The organism is Sanguibacter sp. 25GB23B1, from assembly GCF_040012415.1.
GTDB lineage: Bacteria > Actinomycetota > Actinomycetes > Actinomycetales > Cellulomonadaceae > Sanguibacter.
Window position 1 is genome coordinate 53,585 of sequence record NZ_JBDYKL010000016.1, and the last position, 19,360, is coordinate 72,944.

The 19,360-nt window shown below is 71.0% G+C and carries 17 protein-coding genes; 8 read left to right on the plus strand and 9 right to left on the minus strand.

From position 1 onward, the window contains the following. Positions 1–14: 14 nt before the first annotated feature. Both ABKW26_RS10715 and ABKW26_RS10720 read right to left on the minus strand, forming a co-directional pair. Entirely contained in the window at positions 15–797 is a 783-nt protein-coding gene (locus ABKW26_RS10715) for a DNA-formamidopyrimidine glycosylase family protein (protein ID WP_348593524.1), read from the minus strand. Beyond that, on the minus strand, positions 790–5,784 hold the full coding sequence (locus ABKW26_RS10720; RefSeq protein ID WP_348593525.1) for an ATP-dependent helicase: 4,995 nt from the start codon (positions 5,782–5,784) through the stop codon (positions 790–792). Before ABKW26_RS10720 ends, ABKW26_RS10715 begins: the two co-directional genes overlap by 8 nt. Positions 5,785–5,837: 53 nt before the next feature. Between ABKW26_RS10720 and ABKW26_RS10725 the strand changes: the two genes are divergently transcribed. The 4 genes from ABKW26_RS10725 (at position 5,838) to rny (ending at position 9,690) form a co-directional block, all read left to right on the plus strand. Then, positions 5,838–6,071 carry a DUF3046 domain-containing protein gene (locus ABKW26_RS10725; protein WP_348593527.1) on the plus strand — a complete coding sequence of 78 codons (234 nt, stop codon included), beginning with the start codon at positions 5,838–5,840 and terminating at the stop codon, positions 6,069–6,071. Between the two features lie 241 nt (positions 6,072–6,312). Further along, on the plus strand, positions 6,313–7,422 hold the full coding sequence (gene recA / locus ABKW26_RS10730) for a recombinase RecA (protein ID WP_348593529.1): 1,110 nt from the start codon (positions 6,313–6,315) through the stop codon (positions 7,420–7,422). Between the two features lie 41 nt (positions 7,423–7,463). Further along, positions 7,464–8,039 (plus strand): regulatory protein RecX, encoded by a 576-nt coding sequence (locus ABKW26_RS10735; RefSeq protein ID WP_348593531.1) that lies wholly within the window; start codon positions 7,464–7,466, stop codon positions 8,037–8,039. A 184-nt stretch (positions 8,040–8,223) separates the two neighbouring features. Then, a complete protein-coding gene (gene rny / locus ABKW26_RS10740) occupies positions 8,224–9,690 on the plus strand; it encodes a ribonuclease Y (protein WP_348593533.1) in 1,467 nt (488 codons plus the stop codon). 74 nt (positions 9,691–9,764) lie between these two features. Here the strand turns inward: rny and ABKW26_RS10745 are convergent, their stop codons facing one another. From ABKW26_RS10745 to ABKW26_RS10760, 4 genes are all read right to left on the minus strand, one after another. Beyond that, positions 9,765–10,616, minus strand: a complete 852-nt coding sequence (locus tag ABKW26_RS10745; RefSeq protein WP_348593535.1) for an ABC transporter permease subunit — start codon at positions 10,614–10,616, stop codon at positions 9,765–9,767. Beyond that, entirely contained in the window at positions 10,613–11,263 is a 651-nt protein-coding gene (locus ABKW26_RS10750) for an amino acid ABC transporter permease (RefSeq protein ID WP_348593537.1), read from the minus strand. The genes ABKW26_RS10745 and ABKW26_RS10750 overlap by 4 nt, the downstream gene beginning before the upstream one ends. Positions 11,264–11,384: 121 nt before the next feature. Beyond that, a complete protein-coding gene (locus tag ABKW26_RS10755) occupies positions 11,385–12,254 on the minus strand; it encodes a glutamate ABC transporter substrate-binding protein (protein WP_348593539.1) in 870 nt (289 codons plus the stop codon). Positions 12,255–12,302: 48 nt separating this feature from the next. Then, positions 12,303–13,076 carry an amino acid ABC transporter ATP-binding protein gene (locus ABKW26_RS10760; protein ID WP_348593540.1) on the minus strand — a complete coding sequence of 258 codons (774 nt, stop codon included), beginning with the start codon at positions 13,074–13,076 and terminating at the stop codon, positions 12,303–12,305. A 128-nt stretch (positions 13,077–13,204) separates the two neighbouring features. Between ABKW26_RS10760 and miaB the strand changes: the two genes are divergently transcribed. Next, the gene (miaB, locus tag ABKW26_RS10765; protein WP_348593542.1) at positions 13,205–14,857 is read left to right on the plus strand and encodes a tRNA (N6-isopentenyl adenosine(37)-C2)-methylthiotransferase MiaB; all 1,653 of its coding nucleotides are present in this window, start codon (positions 13,205–13,207) and stop codon (positions 14,855–14,857) included. Positions 14,858–14,916: 59 nt separating this feature from the next. On the opposite strand, the gene ABKW26_RS10770 is transcribed toward miaB, so the two are convergent. Beyond that, complete coding sequence (locus ABKW26_RS10770) at positions 14,917–15,465, minus strand: YbjN domain-containing protein (RefSeq protein ID WP_348593543.1); 549 nt, start codon at positions 15,463–15,465, stop codon at positions 14,917–14,919. After that, positions 15,462–16,049, minus strand: a complete 588-nt coding sequence (locus tag ABKW26_RS10775; RefSeq protein ID WP_348593545.1) for a YbjN domain-containing protein — start codon at positions 16,047–16,049, stop codon at positions 15,462–15,464. The genes ABKW26_RS10770 and ABKW26_RS10775 overlap by 4 nt, the downstream gene beginning before the upstream one ends. 117 nt (positions 16,050–16,166) lie before the next feature. On the opposite strand from ABKW26_RS10775, the gene ABKW26_RS10780 reads away from it, so the two are divergent. Further along, the gene (locus ABKW26_RS10780) at positions 16,167–16,838 is read left to right on the plus strand and encodes a hypothetical protein (RefSeq protein ID WP_348593546.1); all 672 of its coding nucleotides are present in this window, start codon (positions 16,167–16,169) and stop codon (positions 16,836–16,838) included. 8 nt (positions 16,839–16,846) lie between these two features. Here the strand turns inward: ABKW26_RS10780 and ABKW26_RS10785 are convergent, their stop codons facing one another. After that, the gene (locus tag ABKW26_RS10785; RefSeq protein WP_348593548.1) at positions 16,847–17,314 is read right to left on the minus strand and encodes a YbjN domain-containing protein; all 468 of its coding nucleotides are present in this window, start codon (positions 17,312–17,314) and stop codon (positions 16,847–16,849) included. Positions 17,315–17,460: 146 nt separating this feature from the next. Here ABKW26_RS10785 and miaA point away from each other — a divergent pair, with 146 nt between their 5' ends. Then, the gene (miaA, locus tag ABKW26_RS10790; protein ID WP_348593549.1) at positions 17,461–18,435 is read left to right on the plus strand and encodes a tRNA (adenosine(37)-N6)-dimethylallyltransferase MiaA; all 975 of its coding nucleotides are present in this window, start codon (positions 17,461–17,463) and stop codon (positions 18,433–18,435) included. Next, a complete protein-coding gene (gene dapF, locus ABKW26_RS10795; RefSeq protein ID WP_348593551.1) occupies positions 18,432–19,358 on the plus strand; it encodes a diaminopimelate epimerase in 927 nt (308 codons plus the stop codon). The genes miaA and dapF overlap by 4 nt, the downstream gene beginning before the upstream one ends. Positions 19,359–19,360 lie beyond the last annotated feature (2 nt).

Below are 19,360 nucleotides of genomic sequence, written 5' to 3' on the forward strand. Positions count from 1 at the left end.
CTCCGCTCGTGTCCTCAGCCGAGGTCTGGCGTCTGACAGCTGGGGCAGTAGAACATCGGTCGATCGGTCGGCGCGCTCCCGACGGTGCCGCGGGCGAGGGGCGTCCGGCAGCGCGCGCACGGGCGACCGGCACGTGCGTGGACCTTGACCTGGCGCCCGTCGACCGGTGCGGTGACGCCACGGAGCATGTGCCGGCGGATCACCAGCAGCAGCGTGCTGACGTCTACGTCGCGTGCTGCAGCCCAGGGCCACATCTCCAGCCGGAAGAGCCCTTCACAGGCGAAGAGCGTCCCGATGCCTGCGACGAACGTCTGGTCGAGGAGGAGCTCGCCGACCAGGCGACCGGCGAACGGCTCCGCCACGGTGCCGTCGGGCACGAGCCGCTCGAGATGCTCGGTGAAGTCGTCCGCGAGGATGTCGGGACCGAGGTGCCCGACGAGCTGGTGCTCGTCCCGGGTACGGACGAGGTCGAGCATGCCGAGCCGGTGCCCGATGCACGTCCACGTGTCGTTCGCGAGCACCGCCCGGACGAACGCGCCGCGTGCGGAGGCCCCGGGCGTTCCGGTACGGGCCACCCTCCAGCTCCCGTCCATGCGCAGGTGGGTGTGGAGCGTCCGACCGTCGTCGAACCGGGTGAGCAGGTGCTTGCCGTAGGCGCGCGTCTCGACCACGACGAGCCCGGCGAGGTCACCGACCGGGACGCGCGGCCAGCGGAGCTCCGCGCGGTCGAGCGTCCGACCGCTGAGCGCGGCGTCGAGCCTGCGGGCCGTGAGCAGCACGGTGTCTCCCTCAGGCACCGGTCCCGCCCGTCGCTCGTGAGGACCGTGTCACCGGCGGCGTACCGGTGCGGGTGGGCGACCAACGCACGCCTGACGGCGTCGCCGAGAACCCGGCCTCGAGCAGCGCGGACAGCGTCGCCGGTCGGTCGATGCCCGACGCCCCGAGCAGAGCGTCCTGCCCGTCGATCCGACGGATGTGGGACCGGCCGAGCGTCCCGGCGGCGAACGCCTCTGCGAGGGACCGCGCTGCGTGCCCGAGCCGTTGTGGATCGTTCGTGAAGCTCACGAGGCTCCGGCCGGAGCGTTCGAGGAAGAGGACGAGCTCACCGTCGACGAGCACCACCTGTGCGCCGACCTTCCGGCCCGGTCGGTGCGTCGCCCCGACGGTGCCGCTGGTCGACCTCGGTGCAGCCGCGTCCCGCGCTGGGTCGTCGGGACCTGCCATCGCGCTCGGCAACGGCCAGGCGACCGCGGCACCGTACGGGTTGGCCGGGTCGGTGGCGGCCAGGCACGTCGCGACCGGTGTGGCTGCGCGGGGCGCGTTCCGGCTGCTCTCGCCGTCGACAGCACGGAGCAGGTCGACGGCTCCGGGGAGAGCGAACTGTGATCCACCGAGGTGCTCGACGAAGTAGCCTCGGCGTACCTGACCCGCGTTCTCGAGGGTTGCGAGCACCCGGTAGATGTCTCCGTAGCGCGACGAGACGTTCTCCGCCGAGGCGACCGCCCTGGACAGGACACCGTGCCGGTCGAGGAGGACGGAGGCGAGGGCGTGCGTCCGGCGGACGGGGTCCGTGTCCCGCTCGGGCAGCGCCGACCACCTGCCGCCACCGCCGGCGTCGGCGGCCCGGATCGACGAGCCGGTGCCCGGTGACGGCAGCGCCGTCAGGCGGGGTCGACGGCCCATGCGGCCCGGCCGCGCCACGGACCGGGCGCGCGGTGTGACCGTCCGCTGACCGAGCCGCGCCCGGAGGGGGCCGACGCCGTCGTTCGTGATCCTGCCCTCCCACACGAGGTCCCACAGCGCGTCGAGGACGTCGTTGACCGCCCCACCCACGACGGCCGCCAGCTGGGGGAGGAAGTACCCGCCGCCCCCGGTGAGGGCCGTGAGGACGAGGGCATGGAGCGAGCCCGGACCGTGCCCGAGGGCGTCGTCGGGGAGCGGGAGGGTGAGAGGAGCGGTCTCTGCGAGGTGGAGGCTGATGATCCCGTCCTGGCTGCCGCGTGATCCGGGGACCGCGTGGTGCCCGCACCAGATCACCTCGCCCGCGGTGGTCAGCTCGTCGAGCATGGCGGGGGAGTAGTCGGTGACCCGTGAGGGGAGGATCTGCGTCTCGAGGATCGACGCGGGGAGCCCCGCACCAGCGAGCTGCTCGACCACGCGGTAGAGGCCGTCGACACCTCGCAGCCCGCCGACCGACTGCCAGCGGGGGAGGAAGACGCCGAGCGCCTCCTGAGGGACAGGTTCGACCTCTGAGCGCAGCGCTGCGAGGGAGCGCCGACGGAGCGTGCGCAGCACCTCGGCATCGCAGAAGTCCACCCCTGCTCCGCCGAGCGCGTCGGGCCTCAGCCGACCGGTGACGACGGACCCGCGGGCGACGTGGCGCGCGAGCACGTCCGCGACGACGGCGGTGCCCAGGCCATAGTGCTCGGCGAGGTCGCGAACGGTGAACGGTCCGTGCGTGCGCGCGTACCGCCGGACGAGGTCGCCGAGGGGGTCGGGCAGGAGCTCGGTGAACGTCTCGGGCACGCCGACGGGGAGCGCCACGCCGAGCGCGTCCCGCAGTCGTCCGGCGTCCTCGATCGCGGCCCATCGGCCTGAGGGCTCGACACCGGCGAGGCGGACCTGGATGACGCGCCGGGACCGCTCGAGCTCCGCGAGCCACCCGGGCACGGCGTCGCGCGAGTCCTCGAGGGTCCGCACGGCGATGTCCTCGAGCGTCAGGGGGCCGAGCCGGCGGAGCAGCTCCCACACGTCCTCACCGTGGCGCGCGCGGCGGTCGTCGGTGAGCCACGCGAGCTCGTGCTCCGTCCGCACGACGGCGTCCGGGTCCAGCAGGTCCGCGATCTGGGAGCTGCCCTCGTGGCCCAGGAGCTCGGCGAGCAGCTCGGGGTCGAGGGTCAGGGCTGCCGCGCGCCGCTCGGCGAGCGGGGCGTCGCCGTCGTAGATGAACTGGGCGGTGTAGCCGAAGAGGAGCGACTGGGCGAAAGGTGAGGGGGTCGGGGTCGTCACCTCGAGGATCCGGATGGTGCCCGACTCCAGGTCCCGCATGAGCGAGACGAGGGACTGGACGTCGAACTCGTCCTGGAGGCACTCCCGCACCGCCTCGAGGACGATGGGGAAGTCGGGATAGTCGGCGGCGACGCTGAGGAGCTGCGCGGACCGCTGGCGCTGCTGCCAGAGCGGCTGACGGCGGTCGGGGCTCCGTCGGGGCAGGAGGAGGGCTCGTGACGCCGCCTCACGGAACCGCGCCCCGAAGAGTGCAGACTGACCGAGCTCGGCCTGGACGGCGGCGGTGACGTCCTCCGGGTCGATGAGGAGGTCGCCCAGGTCCACGGAGTCGCTGCCCTCGTCGTCCGACGTCGAGCCGGGAGCGAAGGAGGACCGACGCAGGTCGGTGTAGTCGCCGACGTCCGGCAGGCGCAGGACGATCCCGTCGTCCGAGTGCATCGTCGCGGCATCGATGCCGAAACGCTCCCGGATGCGACCGGCGAGCACGAGCGCCCACGGTGCGTGCACCTTGGCGCCGAAAGGCGAGTGGATGACGATGCGCCAGTCGCCCAGCTCGTCCCGGAAGCGTTCGACGAGCACGGTGCGGTCGTCCGGAAGCACACCCGTGGCTGCGACCTGCTCGGTGAGGTACGCGCGGAGATTGTCGGCTGCCCACGGGTCCAGGCCGGCCCACGGGCTCGTCCCGACCTGTGGGTCGGTGCTGCGGCCCGCGCCCGCGGGTGCCGCGGCAGGAGCGGCGACGAGCTCGCCCGCGGCCCGCAACCACGCACCGATGGCGCGCCCCAGCTCGACCGGTCGGCCGGGGGAGTCGCCCTTCCAGAAGGGCAGGCGGCCCGGGACTCCTGGCGCCGGCGAGACGAGCACGCGGTCGTGCGTGATGTCCTCGATCCGCCACGTGCTCGACCCGAGGGTGAACGTGTCGCCGACCCGCGACTCGTACACCATCTCCTCGTCGAGCTCTCCCACCCGTTTGCCGCCGCGGTGAGCGCCGCGGCCCGGAGCGTCGGCGTCTGCCTCGCTCCCCGACGCGAGGAACACGCCGTAGAGACCTCGGTCCGGGATGGTGCCGCCGCTCGTGACCGCGAGGCGGAGCGCGCCGGGCCGGGCGGAGAGCCGGTCGGTCACGCGGTCCCACACCACGCGCGCGCGGAGCTCGCCGAAGTCCTCGCTCGGGTAGCGACCCGAGAGCATGTCCAGCACGGCGTGCAGCGTCCCGCGCCCGAGGGTCTCGAACGGGGCGGACCGCCGGACGACGGCGGCGAGCTCGTCGACGCCCCAGTCCTCGACGGCGACCATCGCCACGATGTGCTGGGCGAGGACGTCGAGCGGGTTGCGCAGGACGGCCAGGCTCTCGATCTGCCCCGCCCGCATCCGCTCAGCGATGACGGTCGAGGGTACGAGGTCCCCACGGTGCATCGGGAAGACGACGCCTCGGGACACCGCCCCGACCTGGTGACCGGCGCGACCGACCCGCTGGAGCCCGCTCGCGACCGACGGGGGCGCTCCGATCTGGACGACGAGGTCGATCGATCCCATGTCGATGCCGAGCTCGAGCGATGAGGTGGAGACGACGGCCGGGAGCCGCCCCTCCTTGAGCTCGGTCTCGGTGTGCGTCCTCTCGGTGCGGCTCATCGAGCCGTGGTGGGCGCGTGCGAGGAGAGGTACGGCTCCGGCCGAGGCGCCCGACTGTGCCTGGATCTCGGCGACGTGCCGTTCGCCCGGTTCGTCCAGGTCCTCCCCGTGGCGCTCGGCCCACACCTCGTTCATCCGGGACGTCAACCGCTCGGCGCCTCGGCGCGAGTTGGTGAACACGAGCGTCGAGCGGTGCGCGGCCACGAGGTCGACCACCCGTTCCTCGACGTGCGGCCACACCGACGGACGCGCCGGGCGCCCGCCGCCCTGTCCGGTGAGGTCCGGGCCGCCGGGCGCGGCGTCGAGGGGGTGCTGGCTGGGCGTGCTCGTGGCCCCTGCCCCGCGCAGGTCGGCGAGGTCTGGGACGGGGACGACCACGTCGACCTCGATGCGCTTGCTCGCCGGTGGCTGGACGACGTCGACCGGCCGGCCCCCGTCCGCCACCGCACGGTTCCCGGCGAGGAAGCTCGCCACGGCGTCGACGGGCGTCACGGTAGCGGAGAGGCCGATCCGCTGGACCGGAGCCGTCGTCAGCGTGTCGAGGCGTTCGAGAGACACGGCCAGGTGAGCGCCACGCTTGGTCCCCGCGACGGCGTGGATCTCGTCGAGGATGACGGTCTCGACGCCGCTCAGGCCGGCGCGGGCTGCGGAGGTGAGGATGAGATAGAGCGACTCCGGCGTCGTGATGAGGATGTCCGGCGGCCGCGTGCCGAAGCGACGACGCTCCGCGGCAGGGGTGTCACCGGTGCGGGTCCCGACCTCGACGTCCCGGACGGGTGTGCCGAGGCGGGCGGCCGCCTGGCGGATACCCGTGAGAGGTGAGCGCAGGTTGCGCTCGACGTCGGCCGCGAGGGCCTTGAGCGGGGAGACGTAGAGCACCCGGCACCTCGCGGCCGGTTCGGCCTCCGGACGCTCCGGGTCGAGCAGGGCGTCGAGCGCCCAGAGGAACGCAGCGAGCGTCTTGCCCGAGCCGGTCGGGGCGACCACGAGCGCGTGATGGCCCGACGACACCGCAGTCCAGGCTCCCGACTGCGCGGCCGTCGGCTGCTCGAACGCACCGGTGAACCAGCTCTGGGTGGCGTCGCCGAAGCGGCCGAGCGCGCTGGACGTCGGTGCATCGGGGAGGTCGGCTCGTCGGGACACCCGACCATTCTCACCGGTGCGACCGACAACGGCTGGTCGTGCGACTCTTGACCGTGCGATATCGAGAGTTCTGGGATCTGGTGGACGAGGTCTTCGGCCGTGCGTACGGTCGGACGCTCGCGTCCGACCAGGTCCTCAGTGCCCTCGACGACCGGACGGCCGAGCAGGCGATCGAGGCGGGCGTGGAGCCGAGGACGGTGTGGCACGCCCTCTGCGACGCGATGGACGTCCCGGACCGACATCGCTGGGGCCACGACGAGCACCGGCAGGCGCCGCCCCCGCGGTGACGAGCCCTCGGTGAGTGCCGGTGCCGCTACCGGTGTCCGGCCGGTCCCCCGACACGCGGGATCATGCTCGCCGATCGAACACGTGTTCGGGTAGTGTTGTGCACAGATCGCTCGGACGTTGTTCCGTGCACAGGTCGGACGAGGCGCGGACGCGATGTCAGTGGTTCCCCGTAGCGTCCTGGAACGAGACAACGAGGCACGACAGCGAGCGGCAACCGCTCCCGACATTGAGGTGACAACCATGGCCGCACCAGCAGACCGCGAGAAGGCCCTCGAGGCGGCTCTCGCCCAGATCGACCGCAACTTCGGCAAGGGATCGGTCATGCGCCTCGGAGACGAGATCCGCGCACCCGCCGAGATCATCCCGACGGGATCGATCGCGCTGGACGTCGCTCTCGGCATCGGTGGGCTCCCGCGGGGGCGCGTCGTCGAGATCTACGGCCCCGAGTCGAGCGGAAAGACGACCCTCGCGCTCCACGCCGTCGCCAACGCGCAGCGTGCCGGCGGCATCGCCGCCTTCATCGACGCCGAGCACGCCCTCGACCCCGAGTACGCCAAGAAGCTCGGCGTCGACACCGACGCCCTCCTCGTGTCCCAGCCGGACACGGGAGAGCAGGCGCTCGAGATCATGGACATGCTCATCCGCTCCGGTGCCATCGACGTCGTCGTCATCGACTCGGTCGCCGCACTCGTGCCCAAGGCCGAGATCGAGGGCGAGATGGGTGACAGCCACGTCGGCCTCCAGGCCCGCCTCATGTCCCAGGCTCTCCGCAAGATCACCGGCGCGCTCAGCCAGTCGAACACCACGGCGATCTTCATCAACCAGCTGCGCGAGAAGATCGGTGTCTTCTTCGGATCCCCGGAGACCACGACCGGAGGCAAGGCGCTGAAGTTCTACGCCTCCATCCGCCTCGACATCCGCCGCATCGAGACCCTCAAGGAGGGTACCGAGCCGGTCGGTAACCGCACGAGGGTCAAGGTCGTCAAGAACAAGATGGCCCCCCCCTTCAAGCAGGCGGAGTTCGACATCCTCTACGGCGTCGGCATCTCCCGCGAAGGTGGACTCATCGACATGGGCGTGGAGCACGGCTTCGTCCGCAAGTCCGGCTCGTGGTTCACCTACGACGGCGACCAGCTGGGCCAGGGCAAGGAGAACTCGCGCGGGTTCCTGCGCGACAACCCCGACCTCGCCAACGAGCTCGAGCGACGCATCAAGGAGAAGCTCGGCGTCGGAGCGGCGGGCGATGCTGCCGCACCCGCCGCCGGAGCGCCCGCGAAGGCCGAGGCACCCGCCAAGGCTGAGACGCCTGCCAAGGTCTCGGCGGCGAAGAGCAAGAAGGTCGACTTCTGACCGGTCGCCGACCACAGACAGCAACGGGACCGCGTGGCGAGATGTCTCCTGGGGAAGAGGAGTCGCCCGCGGTCCCTGCGCTGTCGCACCTCGAGCAGCAGGAGAAGGCGCGGTCCATCGTGCTCCGCATCCTCGCAGCCGCCCCGAAGAGCCGCTCGCAGCTCGAGGCCAGCCTCGCGCGCAAGGGGATCGACGAGCACGTTGCGCTCGAGCTCCTTGATCGTTTCGAGGAGGTCGGGCTCGTCGACGACGAGGACTACGCGGCACGCATCGTCCGCGCCCGGTTCTCCGAGCGCCACCAATCCCGGCGCGCGATCTCCCACGAGCTGAACCGCAAGGGCATCGCGCCTGACACCGCCGAACGTGCCTTGAGCCAGGTCGACTCCGACGACGAAGCAGCAGCCGCGCTCGACCTCGCACGCGCGCGGCTCCGCCGGACCGAGAACCTCGAACGGGATGTGAGAGTGCGCCGCGCGATGGGTGCGCTGGCCCGCAAGGGGTACGGTCCGGGAGTGGCGATGGCGAGCATCCAGCAGGCACTCGCGGACGAGGCGGCCGACCACCCCGACCGGGAGTCGAACGGCGATCTCGAGGTCCCGTGGGCGGACGACCTCTGACGGACGCTCGACCGACGGGACCGGCAGCACGCACGGCGCTCCGCTGCGTGTCCCGGTCCCGCACGCGTCAGGCTCAGGTGTGTTGATCAGAGCCGCGCCCCGCACCGTCGGGGATGATGAGGTGCTAGATCTCGTCGTGGCGTGTGTCCGCTGTGGCGGTTCGCACGACGACAGGTGGCATCGCGTGACCATTCAAGACCTCGGGATCCTCCTGGCGCTCCTGGGGGCGTCGCTCGTCGCTCTCCTTCTCGTCCAGGTCGCTCGGCGGGAAGCGAGCGCCGTCCGCGAGCAGGCCGCCGAGGATGTCGCGGAGCTGCGTGCCGAGGTCAAGCGCCGCGAGGCCGAGTCCCGCCAACGCCTCGAGGAGGCGCGGGAGACCGAACGAGACGTCGCAGACCAGCGGCGACGTGCCGAGGCAGCGACAGAGCGGGCCGAAGCACTCGTGCTCGACACGGAGAAGCAGCAGCGGGAGTCCTCCGACGAGATACGGCGGCTGCGCGCGCAGATGCTCGCGCAGCTCGAGTCGACAGCCGGCCTCAGCCGCGAGGACGCGTGCGCACGCCTCGTCGACGAGCTCCGCGACCAGGCCGTCCACGACGCCTCGACCCGGGTGCGTCGCATCGAGGCGACGGCGCGGCAGCACGCCGACGAGCGTGCCCGGCGCATCGTCGCGACATCCGTCCAACGCCTGGCCGTGGCCACCAGCTCGCAGATCGCGGTCGTCGCCCTGCCCCTGCCGTCCGAGGAGATGCGTGGACGCATCATCGGCAAGGAAGGTCGGAACATCAGGACCTTCGAGGCAGTGACCGGCGTCAACGTCATCCTCGAGGACGACTCCGGGTCCGTCCAGCTGTCCTCCTTCGACCCCGAGCGCCGCGCGCTCGCCGAGGTGACCATGCGGCTGCTCATCGAGGACGGCCGCATCCAGCCGCAACGGATCGAGGCCGCGTACGCCGAGGCAGTGGCCGGCGCGGCGAGCCGCACGGTCTCGGCCGGGCACGATGCCGCAGTCGAGGCAGGCGTCCAACGTCTCAGCCCCGAGCTCATCGAGTCCATGGGCCGGCTGCGGCTGCGCACGTCGTACGCCCAGAACGTCCTGCGGCACAGCGTCGAGACCGCGCTCGTCGCCGCCGCGATGGCGGCCGAGATCGGCGCTGACGTCGACATCGCGCGGCGTGCGGGCTTCCTGCACGACATCGGCAAGGGCTTCACCGGTGCGGCGAGCGGCTCGCACGCCACCCTCGGCGCGTTGCTCGCGGAGCGGTCCGGTGAGAGCAGCGTCGTCGTCAACGCGATCGCTGCCCACCACGGCGAGGTGGACGCCCAGTCCGTCGAGGCCGTCCTCGTCCAGGCCGCCGATGCCAGCTCCGCGGCACGGCCCGGCGCACGGCGCGACGACCTCGACCGCTACGTCGAACGGATGGAGCGGCTCGAGGCGCTCGTCGCGGGCCACCCAGGGGTCCGACGCGTGCTGGCGATGGCATCGGGTCACGAGGTGCGCGTCGTGGTGGAACCGTCAGAGGTCGACGACGCGGAGCTCGACGGTCTCGCGACAGCCATCGCAGCACACATCGAGCGAGACCTCGACTACCCGGGGGAGATCGCGATCACCGTCGTCCGCGAGCTCCGCGCCACCGCGACCGCAGGCTGAGGTCACACGATCGGGCACCACCGACCGCGTGACCCGGCTGTGTCTGGTGACCGGGTTGCGTCTGACGCCAAGCGCTAGACGGCACCACCAGCGACGACGACCTGCTTCATCTTCTGCCCCCGGGCCGAGAAACGCTTCTCGACGAAGACAGCGACCCGCGTGAGCGTCAGGTTGACGGCAAGGTAGATGAGGACGACAGCGATGAAGAGCGGGAGACGGGAGTCGTTCCCGAAGAAGCTGTAGTTGTTCTTCATGACGCTCAAGAGCTCGGGATAGCCGATGATGAAGCCGAGCGAGCTGTCCTTGAGGAGCACGACGAACTGGCTGATGAGGCTCGGGAGCATGAGGCGGACGACCTGCGGGAGCTGGATCATCCGCAGGGTCTGCCATCGCGTGAGGCCGAGCGCCGTGCCCGCTTCGGCCTGACCGCGGGGGAGCGCGCTGAGTCCGGCGCGCAGGATCTCGGCGACGATGGCGGCGTTGTAGAGCGCGAGGCCGAAGACGACGGCCTGGAAGGACGACAGGCCGAAACCGAGGAGACCGAAGAGCATCATGAGCAGGACGGGCATCCCGCGCAGGAGCTCGATGACGGCGATGGCGAGGCGCCGGACGACGGTGACCGTCGACGTCCGGAGGATCGCGAGCGTCAGGGCCAGGACCAGAGCCAGGGGTGCAGCCACGACGGCCGCACGCAGCGTCGCGCCGAGACCCGTGAGGAGCAGCGAGCTCCAGACGTCTTCCGCTGTCTGCTGCTTGGGCGGGTCGGTGTACACGGCCCATCGGTCGTCGAAGATCCCGCGGGCGGCGAGGCTCGATACGAGCCATGCGAGCAGACCGAGGATGACGAGGCCGAAGATCGCGGATCCCCAGCGCTCGAGCATGCGTGCACGGGGTCCGGGTGCATCGTAGAGAACGCTGCCGCTCATCGGCTGAACACCACCTTTCGCTCGACGGCGCTGGCGATGAGACCGGCTGGGATGGTGATGACGAGGTAGAAGACCGCGACGCCGCCGAGAAGCATGAGGACGTCCGACGGGTTGTCGCGAGCGAGGCCCCGACCGGTGGAGGTGAGCTCGACCACGGTGAAGCCGGCAGCGACGGACGTGTTCTTCGTCAGGGCGATGAGCACGTTGATGAGCGGCGGGACGACTGTCCGCAGTGCCTGGGGCAGGACGATGAGTCGCAGCGTCGCCACGGTGCCCAGTCCGATCGCGCGGGCTGCCTCGGCCTGCCCCACCCCGACGCTGTTGATCCCCGAGCGGACGGCCTCGCACACGAAGGCTGACGTGTAGGCGGTGAGCGCGATGACAGCAGGTATGCGCCCGAGCGGGAAGATGAGACCCAGGGTCGGCAGCACGAACACGACGAAGATGAAGACGAGCGTCAACGGTGTGTTGCGCGCGATCTCCACGTAGATGCTGGCGAAGACGCGCAACGACTTCAGAGGGGCGACCCGCAGAGCCGCCAGGACGGTGCCGAGGACGAGGGAGAGGGCACCGGAGACGACAGCGAGGAACAGCGTCATCTGGAAGCCGGTCCAGTACTGCGGCAGGGACTCCAGGACCGCGTCCATCAGTCTCCTCTCACGGGTCGGTGGGGGCCTCGGCGCAGAGGGCGCTCAAGGCGGTGACGCGGGCGGCGCAGGAGCGCGCCGCCCGCGTACGGTCGCCCGGACACGTTGTCCGGGCGTTCGCTCAGTAGCGGTCGACGGCCGGGGGCTCCGGCGTGTCGAGGACCTCGCCGGCGGTGGACTCCCAGGCTTCGGCCCAGCGACCGTCCTCGTACGCCTCTTCGAGGACGTCGTTGATCCAGTCGCGGAACTCGTCATCGCCCTTCATCACGCCGATGCCGTAGGGCTCGTCGGTGAACTGGTCACCCGCGATGACGAAGTCCTCCGGGCTCTCGTCGACGTACCCGGCGAGGATGACGTTGTCCGTCGAGACGGCGTCGACCTGTCCGTTGCGCAGCGGGTCGAGGCAGTCGGTGTACGCCGCGAAGAGCACGAGCTCGGCCTCGGGGTAGTTCTCGGCGATGTTTCCCGCAGGGGTCGAGCCGTCGACCGAGCAGACCTTCTTGCCTGCCAGGTCGTCCGGGCCCGTGATCGAGTCGTCGTCGGCCCGGACCATGAGGGACTGACCAGCGAGGTAGTACGGTCCGGCGAAGTCGACGACCTCTTTGCGGGTGTCGTTGATCGTGTACGTCGCCACGACGATGTCGACCTGGCCGTCCTGGAGGAACGGCTCGCGGTTGGCGGAGACGGTTTCGATCCACTCGATGTTCTCCGGCTCGATCCCGAGCTCGCCGGCGATGATCATGGCGATCTCGACGTCGAAGCCGACCGGGGTGCCGTCGGGTCCCTGGAGTCCGAAGAGCGGCTGGTCGAACTTCGTGCCGACCGTGATCGCACCGGCCTCGGAGAGGCGTGCCATCGTGCTGCCCTCAGGGAAGGACTCTGCATCGACCGACTCGACGGGAGGCCCGTCGTCCGAGTCGTCGCCGCACGCAGACAGCAGCAGTGCGGATGCTGCGACGATGGCAGCAAGAGCGGTTCTGCGAGTTCGCATCGGAATGATCTCCTTCGGTGGGTGCGGATGACGTGAGAGAGCTGTGGGTCAGTGGGTGAGGATCTTCGAGAGGAAGTCCTGGGCTCGTGTCGACGTCGGAGCGGTGAAGAACGTCTCCGGATCGGCTTCTTCGACGATCTGACCGTCAGCCATGAAGACGACACGGTGCGCGGCCTTGCGGGCGAAGCCCATCTCATGGGTGACGACCACCATCGTCATGCCGTCCTTGGCGAGACCGACCATGACGTCGAGGACTTCGTTGATCATCTCCGGGTCGAGGGCCGAGGTGGGCTCGTCGAAGAGCATGACCTTGGGCTGCATGGCGAGCGCTCGGGCGATCGCGACGCGCTGCTGCTGGCCGCCCGAGAGCTGCGCGGGCATCTTCTGCGCCTGCGACTCGACACCGACGCGCTCGAGGAGCGACATGCCGAGCTCCTTGGCGGCGTGGGGCTTCATGCCCTTGACCTTGATCGGTCCCAGGGTGATGTTCTCCAGGATGGTCTTGTGCGCGAAGAGGTTGAACGACTGGAACACCATCCCGACGTCCGCCCGGAGCGAGGCCAACGCCTTACCTTCCTCGGGGAGGCGCTTGCCGTCGACCTCGATGGTCCCGGAGTCGATCGTCTCGAGGCGGTTGATGGCCCGGCACAGCGTCGACTTGCCGGAGCCCGACGGCCCGATGACCACGAGCACCTCTCCGCGCTCGATCGACAGGTTGATGTCCTTGAGCACGTGGAGGGCACCGAAGTGCTTGTTGACGTCCGTGAGGCGCACGAGGGTCGATTGCCCGGCATCGTGCGTCGAACGTGAAGTGTCGTCCATCCCCTGAACCTAGGTCACGAATGTTTCGGACGCCATCGCCAGTGGTAACGGTCGGGCAACGAACTCGTCATGTAAGTGTGCACGAGTGCGGCGCTGGCGTCCGACGTGCCGGCCGTATCCTTGGAGCGATGTCCACGAACCTGCTCCCGACCCTGCCGGACGACGGCCCCGCACCGGCTCCTGCCGTCGACGGCGGTGGCCCCGTGCGGACGTACGCGGTCCGCACCCTCGGGTGCCAGATGAACGTCCACGACTCCGAGCACATGGCCGGGATGCTCGAGCAGGCGGGCTACCGCCGGGCCGCGCCTCAGGACGAGGCCCGCTTCGAGGCCGACGTCGTGGTCGTCAACACGTGTGCGGTCCGCGAGAACGCGGCGACCAAGCTCTACGGCAACCTCGGGCAGCTGGCGTCGATCAAGTCACGCCGCGACGGGATGCAGATCGCCGTCGGTGGGTGCCTCGCGCAGAAGGACCGCGAGGTGATCGTCGAGAAGGCCCCGTGGGTCGACGTCGTCTTCGGGACGCACAACCTCGACGCCCTGCCTGTCCTTCTCGAGCGTGCCCGCCACAACCAGGCTGCGCAGGTCGAGATCGCCGAGTCCCTCCAGGTCTTCCCCTCCACCCTCCCGACGAAGCGCGAGTCCGTGTACGCGGGCTGGGTCTCGATCAGCGTCGGGTGCAACAACACGTGCACCTTCTGCATCGTGCCCCACCTGCGGGGCAAGGAGCGCGACCGGCGGCCCGGCCAGGTCCTCGCCGAGGTCGAGGCGCTCGTCGCGCAGGGCGCGATCGAGGTGACGCTGCTCGGGCAGAACGTCAACAGCTACGGCGTCGAGTTCGGCGACCGCGGCGCGTTCGCGAAGCTCCTCCGGGCCTGCGGCGCGATCGAGGGGCTCGAGCGCGTCCGCTTCACCAGCCCGCACCCTGCCGCCTTCACGGACGACGTCATCGAGGCGATGGCGAGCACCCCGAACGTCATGCCTCAGCTCCACATGCCGCTCCAGTCGGGGTCGGACCGGATACTGCGCGCGATGCGGCGGTCCTACCGTGCCGAGAAGTTCCTCGGGATCCTCGACCGCGTCCGGTCGGCGATGCCCGACGCGGCGATCACGACCGACCTCATCGTCGGCTTCCCTGGAGAGACCGAGGCCGACTTCGCCGAGACCCTCCGCGTCGTCGAGGCGTCGCGCTTCGCGTCGGCTTTCACCTTCCAGTACTCACCACGGCCGGGCACGCCGGCAGCGACGCTCGACGACCAGGTGCCCCGCGACGTCGTGCAGGAGCGCTACGAACGGCTCATGGCCTTGCAGGACCGCATCTCGGGGGAGGAGAGCGCAGCGCAGGTCGGCCGCACCGTCGAGGTCCTCGTCACCGAGGGCGCCGGACGCAAGGACGGCGCGAGCCACCGGCTCACCGGCCGCGCCGCCGACAACAGGTTGGTCCACCTGGCGATGCCGTCCGACGTGGCACCCCTCCGCGAGGACGGTCCGGGCGACGACAGGCTGTCGGACACGCTCGATCCGCGAGTGCCCCGGCCCGGGGACGTGGTGACCGTCCGCGTGACGCGCTCCGCGCCGTACCACCTCGTCGCGGACTCGGCTCTCGGCGTCGACGGTGCCGCACGGGTCTACGCGGTACGCCGCACCCGTGCCGGAGACGCATGGGTAGCACGCGAGCGTGCCCGTCTCGGACTCGACGGTGAGAGCCACTCGCACGGGTCGAGCGCACCGACCGGTGCCGGTCCTGTCGTCCTCGGCATCCCTGCCGTCAGACGCGGCTGAGGCGGACTGCGCGGTCGAGGCCGTGCGACACGGTCCGCGCTGTCCGGAGGGTGCTCGTGCTAGTCGTCAGAGCCGTCGAGGTCCTCGTCCGGCTCCTCTTTCGCCTCTGGCGGAAGCATCGCCGACACCGAGGCGAAGAGCTGGACCGCTGTTCCCAGACCGCACGCCACCATCTGGTGGAGCTGGTCGTCCGTCGCGCCGGGGGAGAAGTCGACGGAGACCTCCGTGTACAGGGAGAGCCCGGTCGCCTCGGCCCGGACGTAGGCCTTCGGCCAGATCCGTTCCCTGTTCCAGTCGTTGATCGTCTGGAGCGTCGACATGCGTCCTGCGGGTGGGAGCGTGCGGTGCCAGCGGCCGCGCACCTGAAGGATCTCTTCGCCGGGGCCGAGCAGGAGGAACCAGAAGCGGTTCCCGTCCCACGTGCCGGTGATGTCTCCGTCGTCGTCGAACCGGTAGCTGTAGCCCCGCTGGTGGAGGTAGGCACCGACGCGGTCCCGGGTGATCGTGCTCGGCACCTCGACGGGTGCCTCCGGCTCGGCACGTCGCGGCGCTCCCGGACGCGCGCCGAGGATCCGGTTGAACCACGTGGCTCGCTGGGACGACGTCACGGTGTCACCCCGGCAGGGTCGCGGTACATCTCGTCGAGCGCGTCGAACAGCATGGCGCCGGTGCTCAGCCCGCACGCGAGCACCTGGTCGAGCTGGTCGTCGCTCGCGCCGTGCTCGAGGTCGACCGCGACCTCGCCGTAGACCTGGATCATCCCGTTGTCACGAACGCGGAAGTACGCCTTGGGCCAGATCCGGTCGGTGTTCCACTCGTTGCAGAACTCGAGCACCTCTTCGACGCGATCGATCGTGATCTCCCGGTTCCACTGACCGCGGACCTGGAGTATCTCTCGCTCGGGACCGAAGAGGAGGAAGTAGAAGAGGCGCGAGTGCCACAGTCCGCCGACGTCGCCGTCGGAGTCGATGAAGTAGGAGTAGCCGTAGTCCTTGATCCAGTCGACGATGCGCGCGGTGGACAGCGGCGAGGGGCTGGTCGAACCGGCGTCCGGCTCTGCAGCGAGCTCGCGGGCGAGCACCCGCTCGACGTCGCCCTGGAGCTGGGCGTCCGTGCGTGCGTCGGCGGGCGAGGCCGGGTGCGGCGCTGCGCGGCCGTCGCGCCCGTTGCTCGCTCCGCCAGGTCGATTCACCCGGCGTCCCCTGAAGAACCCCATGGACTCACCCTACCCGGGGCACTCCCCGGGTGAGGTCCTCCTGCTCCCCGGGGGCCGCCGGTGGCCCCCGGCCGGGTCCGATACCGTGGCGCCATGGCTCTCTCGATCCTCCTCGTCCCGTCGAGCGTGACGCTCGTGCCGGGGGCGACCGGGCGCACGGACGTCGCGCACGACGAGCGCGAGTCGGTCGTCGTGGAGCTGCGGCGCGCGATCGCTGCGGCGTTCGGACGTACGGCGGCCTCGTCGTCCACGCCTGCGCTCGGCCCGCGGCTCACCGTCGTTGCCCCCGCACCCACGACCGGGGTGCGCACCACGGACGACGGCGTTCCCGACCTCGGGGCGAGCGGACTCCTCGGCGACACGCTCTCGCTCGACGTCCCGTCGCGACCAGGCGTCGGGCGGTCCGCCCTCCCGGCCCCGCAGCCGGGTGTCCGGCTGCACACTGCTGCGTCGGTCGTCACCGTGCTCCTCCGGCTCGCCGGCTGGTCCGGCTCGATCCGGACCGTGGAGATCGGGGGCGGGCCCCCGACGGACACCACCGGGCCCGCCTCCTGGCCGATCGAGGCCGGTGCCCACGTGGCACCAGAGAGCGCGGAGGAGCGGGGTCTGCTCGTGTTCACGACGGTCGTCGGGGATGTCGGCACGTCGGGCTCCTCACCGTCTGCGGGGACGGTGCCGTCCGGCATCCCCGAGCTCCTGCTGCGCGCGGACCGCACGGTGACCGCGCTCTACAGGTCGCTCGTCACGAGCGTGCCGGCCTCCTGACCGCCGGCTCACCCCTCGGCGGGCAGGCCCAGCCGGGTACCGAGGTCCTCGAACGCCTTGAGGGCGGTGAACAGCCCGCACGCGAGCAGCTGGCCGAGCTGGTCGTCGCTCGCCCCGTGCTCGAGGTCCGTCGACACCTCGCTGTAGACGACCAGTGCATCCTCTTCTTCCCGCACGTAGAGCTTCGGCCACACGAGGTCGCGGTTGAGCTCGTTGAGGACGCGATGGAGCTCGATCTCACGATCGAGCGGGAGAGCACGCTTCCACTGACCGCGGACCTGCAGCACCTCGCGCGCGTCGCCCATCCGGAAGAAGTAGAAGAGGTTGTCGTCCCACTGCCCACCGACGTCACCCTCGGGGTCGACCCCGAAGGACCACCCGTTCGCGGTGAGGAAGGTCTCGATGCGGTCCCGCGTCACGGGGCCGATCTCCGTCGTGCGGAACGGCGCAGGCTCGCGCTCGGCAGGCGTCTCCATGGCTGGTCTCCAGGTCTGGGCGACCGGTCTCCCGGTCGCGAGCACTCGGGTCGTGACGCCCGCGCGGTCGTGGACGCCCGAGCAGCCTAGAGGAGTCGGTGCCCGCGGTGCACCGCCCCGTGCGACGAGACGGTAACGTCACCGATGTGCTGATCGTCGCTGTGGTGGGCCCGACGGCCACCGGAAAGTCCGACCTGGCCCTCGACCTCGCGCACGCGCTGCAGGCGAGGGGCGAGGTGCTGCCCGAGATCGTCAACGCCGACGCCTACCAGCTCTACCGGCACATGGACGTCGGGACCGCCAAGGTGCCGCCCTCGCAGCGGCGTGGCGTGGTCCACCACCAGGTGGACGTGATCGAGCCGAGCGAGGACGCGTCCGTCGCCAGGTACCAGGAGCTCGCCCGCGCCGACCTCGATGCGATCGCCGGCCGAGGGGCCCGGGCGATCGTCGCCGGGGGATCCGGCCTCTACGTCCGCGCCCTCCTCGACGACATGGTCTTTCCCGGGACGGACCCCGTGGTGCGGGCGGCGATCGAGGCGCGAGCCGAGCGCGAGGGCGCGCGGGCACTGCACGAGGAGCTCGCCCGGGTCGACCCCCGCGCGGCCGAGGCCATCGGTCCGCGCAACACCCGCCGCATCGTCAGGGCCCTCGAGGTCATCGAGATCTCGGGCCAGCCCTACACGGCGACGCTGCCGCGCCAGGAGTACGTCCGCCCCGCCGTCCAGATCGGTCTCGACTGCGACCGCGGCGTGCTCGACGACAGAGTCGCGCAGCGCGTCGACAGGATGTGGGAGCTCGGACTCGTCGAGGAGGTCCGGAGCCTGGCCGACGTGCTCGGGACCACGGCGTCCCGGGCGGTCGGCTACCGCGAGGTGCTCGAGATGCTCGACGGGGAGTCCACCCCTGACGAGGCCCGCGCCGCGGTGACGGCCAGCACCCGGCGCCTCGCCCGCAAGCAGATGGGCTGGTTCGGCCGAGACCCGCGCGTGCACTGGCTCGACGCCCGTGCCGAGGACCTCGTCGACCGTGCGCTCGCGGTGGTCGACGCCGCGGAGGCCGGTCCCCGCAGCGACGCCGACCCCGACGGCACAGGGCCCGTGCGCCGTAGGCTGGGTGCATGACCAGCGCACTCGCCTTCACCAAGGGGCACGGCACCGAGAACGACTTCGTCCTGCTCGACGACCGCGACGCGGGCATCGACCTCACGGCCGACCTCGTCCGCGCGCTCGCGGACCGCCGGGCGGGCATCGGCGGCGACGGCGTCATCCGCGTCGTGCGGTCGAAGGACCTGCCCGAGGGACAGGTGCTCCTCGCGCAGGAGCCCGCTGCGGAGTGGTTCATGGACTATCGCAACGCCGACGGCTCGACCGCTCAGATGTGCGGGAACGGCGTGCGCGTCTTCGCGGCCTTCCTCGAACAGCTGGGCCTCGCCACCTTCGACGGCCGGACGGAGCTCGTCCTCGGGACACGAGCGGGCGTCCGCCGGGTCCGCAAGGAGGACAACGGCTGGTTCGCGGTGGACATGGGAATCTGGTCGTTCCCCGGCGGCCAGGGAGCAGTCACCGACGGCTTCGACGCCGAGGTCCTCGTGCCCGGGCTCGAGGTCGACGGCGCAGAGGTCGCCCGGCCCGCGCTGAGCGTCGACCTCGGCAACCCGCACACCGTCGTCGCCCTCGCGAGCGTCGTCGACCTCGAGCGGGCCGAGCTCTGGCGCGCCCCGGACGTCGTGCCCGTCCCGCCGCAGGGGACCAACGTCGAGCTCGTGGTTCCCCTCGGGGAGGAGACGAGCATCGACGGCAGCGTCGTCGGGCGGGTGCGGATGCGTGTCCACGAGCGCGGTGTCGGTGAGACGCGCTCCTGCGGCACCGGTGCGTGCGCTGCCGCGCTCGCCGTCCGGGCGTGGGCGGGCGACGGGGCTCCCGACGTCTGGCTGGTCGAGGTTCCTGGTGGGACGCTGCGCGTGACGATGCTTCCCGACGGGCACGTCGAGCTCGCCGGACCGGCGGAGCTCGTCGCGCACGGCCTGACCGACCTCGCGGGCTGACC

What these genes read in the sequence shown, in the direction of transcription:
- miaB (WP_348593542.1), top strand. Translation starts at nt 13,205, where the DNA reads ATGTCCACGAACCTGCTCCCGACCCTGCCGGACGACGGCCCCGCACCG.
- ABKW26_RS10780 (WP_348593546.1), top strand. Translation starts at nt 16,167, where the DNA reads ATGGCTCTCTCGATCCTCCTCGTCCCGTCGAGCGTGACGCTCGTGCCG.
- ABKW26_RS10760 (WP_348593540.1), bottom strand. Translation starts at nt 13,076, where the DNA reads ATGGACGACACTTCACGTTCGACGCACGATGCCGGGCAATCGACCCTC.
- ABKW26_RS10750 (WP_348593537.1), bottom strand. Translation starts at nt 11,263, where the DNA reads ATGGACGCGGTCCTGGAGTCCCTGCCGCAGTACTGGACCGGCTTCCAG.
- ABKW26_RS10735 (WP_348593531.1), top strand. Translation starts at nt 7,464, where the DNA reads ATGTCTCCTGGGGAAGAGGAGTCGCCCGCGGTCCCTGCGCTGTCGCAC.
- ABKW26_RS10785 (WP_348593548.1), bottom strand. Translation starts at nt 17,314, where the DNA reads ATGGAGACGCCTGCCGAGCGCGAGCCTGCGCCGTTCCGCACGACGGAG.
- recA (WP_348593529.1), top strand. Translation starts at nt 6,313, where the DNA reads ATGGCCGCACCAGCAGACCGCGAGAAGGCCCTCGAGGCGGCTCTCGCC.
- ABKW26_RS10755 (WP_348593539.1), bottom strand. Translation starts at nt 12,254, where the DNA reads ATGCGAACTCGCAGAACCGCTCTTGCTGCCATCGTCGCAGCATCCGCA.
- dapF (WP_348593551.1), top strand. Translation starts at nt 18,432, where the DNA reads ATGACCAGCGCACTCGCCTTCACCAAGGGGCACGGCACCGAGAACGAC.
- ABKW26_RS10745 (WP_348593535.1), bottom strand. Translation starts at nt 10,616, where the DNA reads ATGAGCGGCAGCGTTCTCTACGATGCACCCGGACCCCGTGCACGCATG.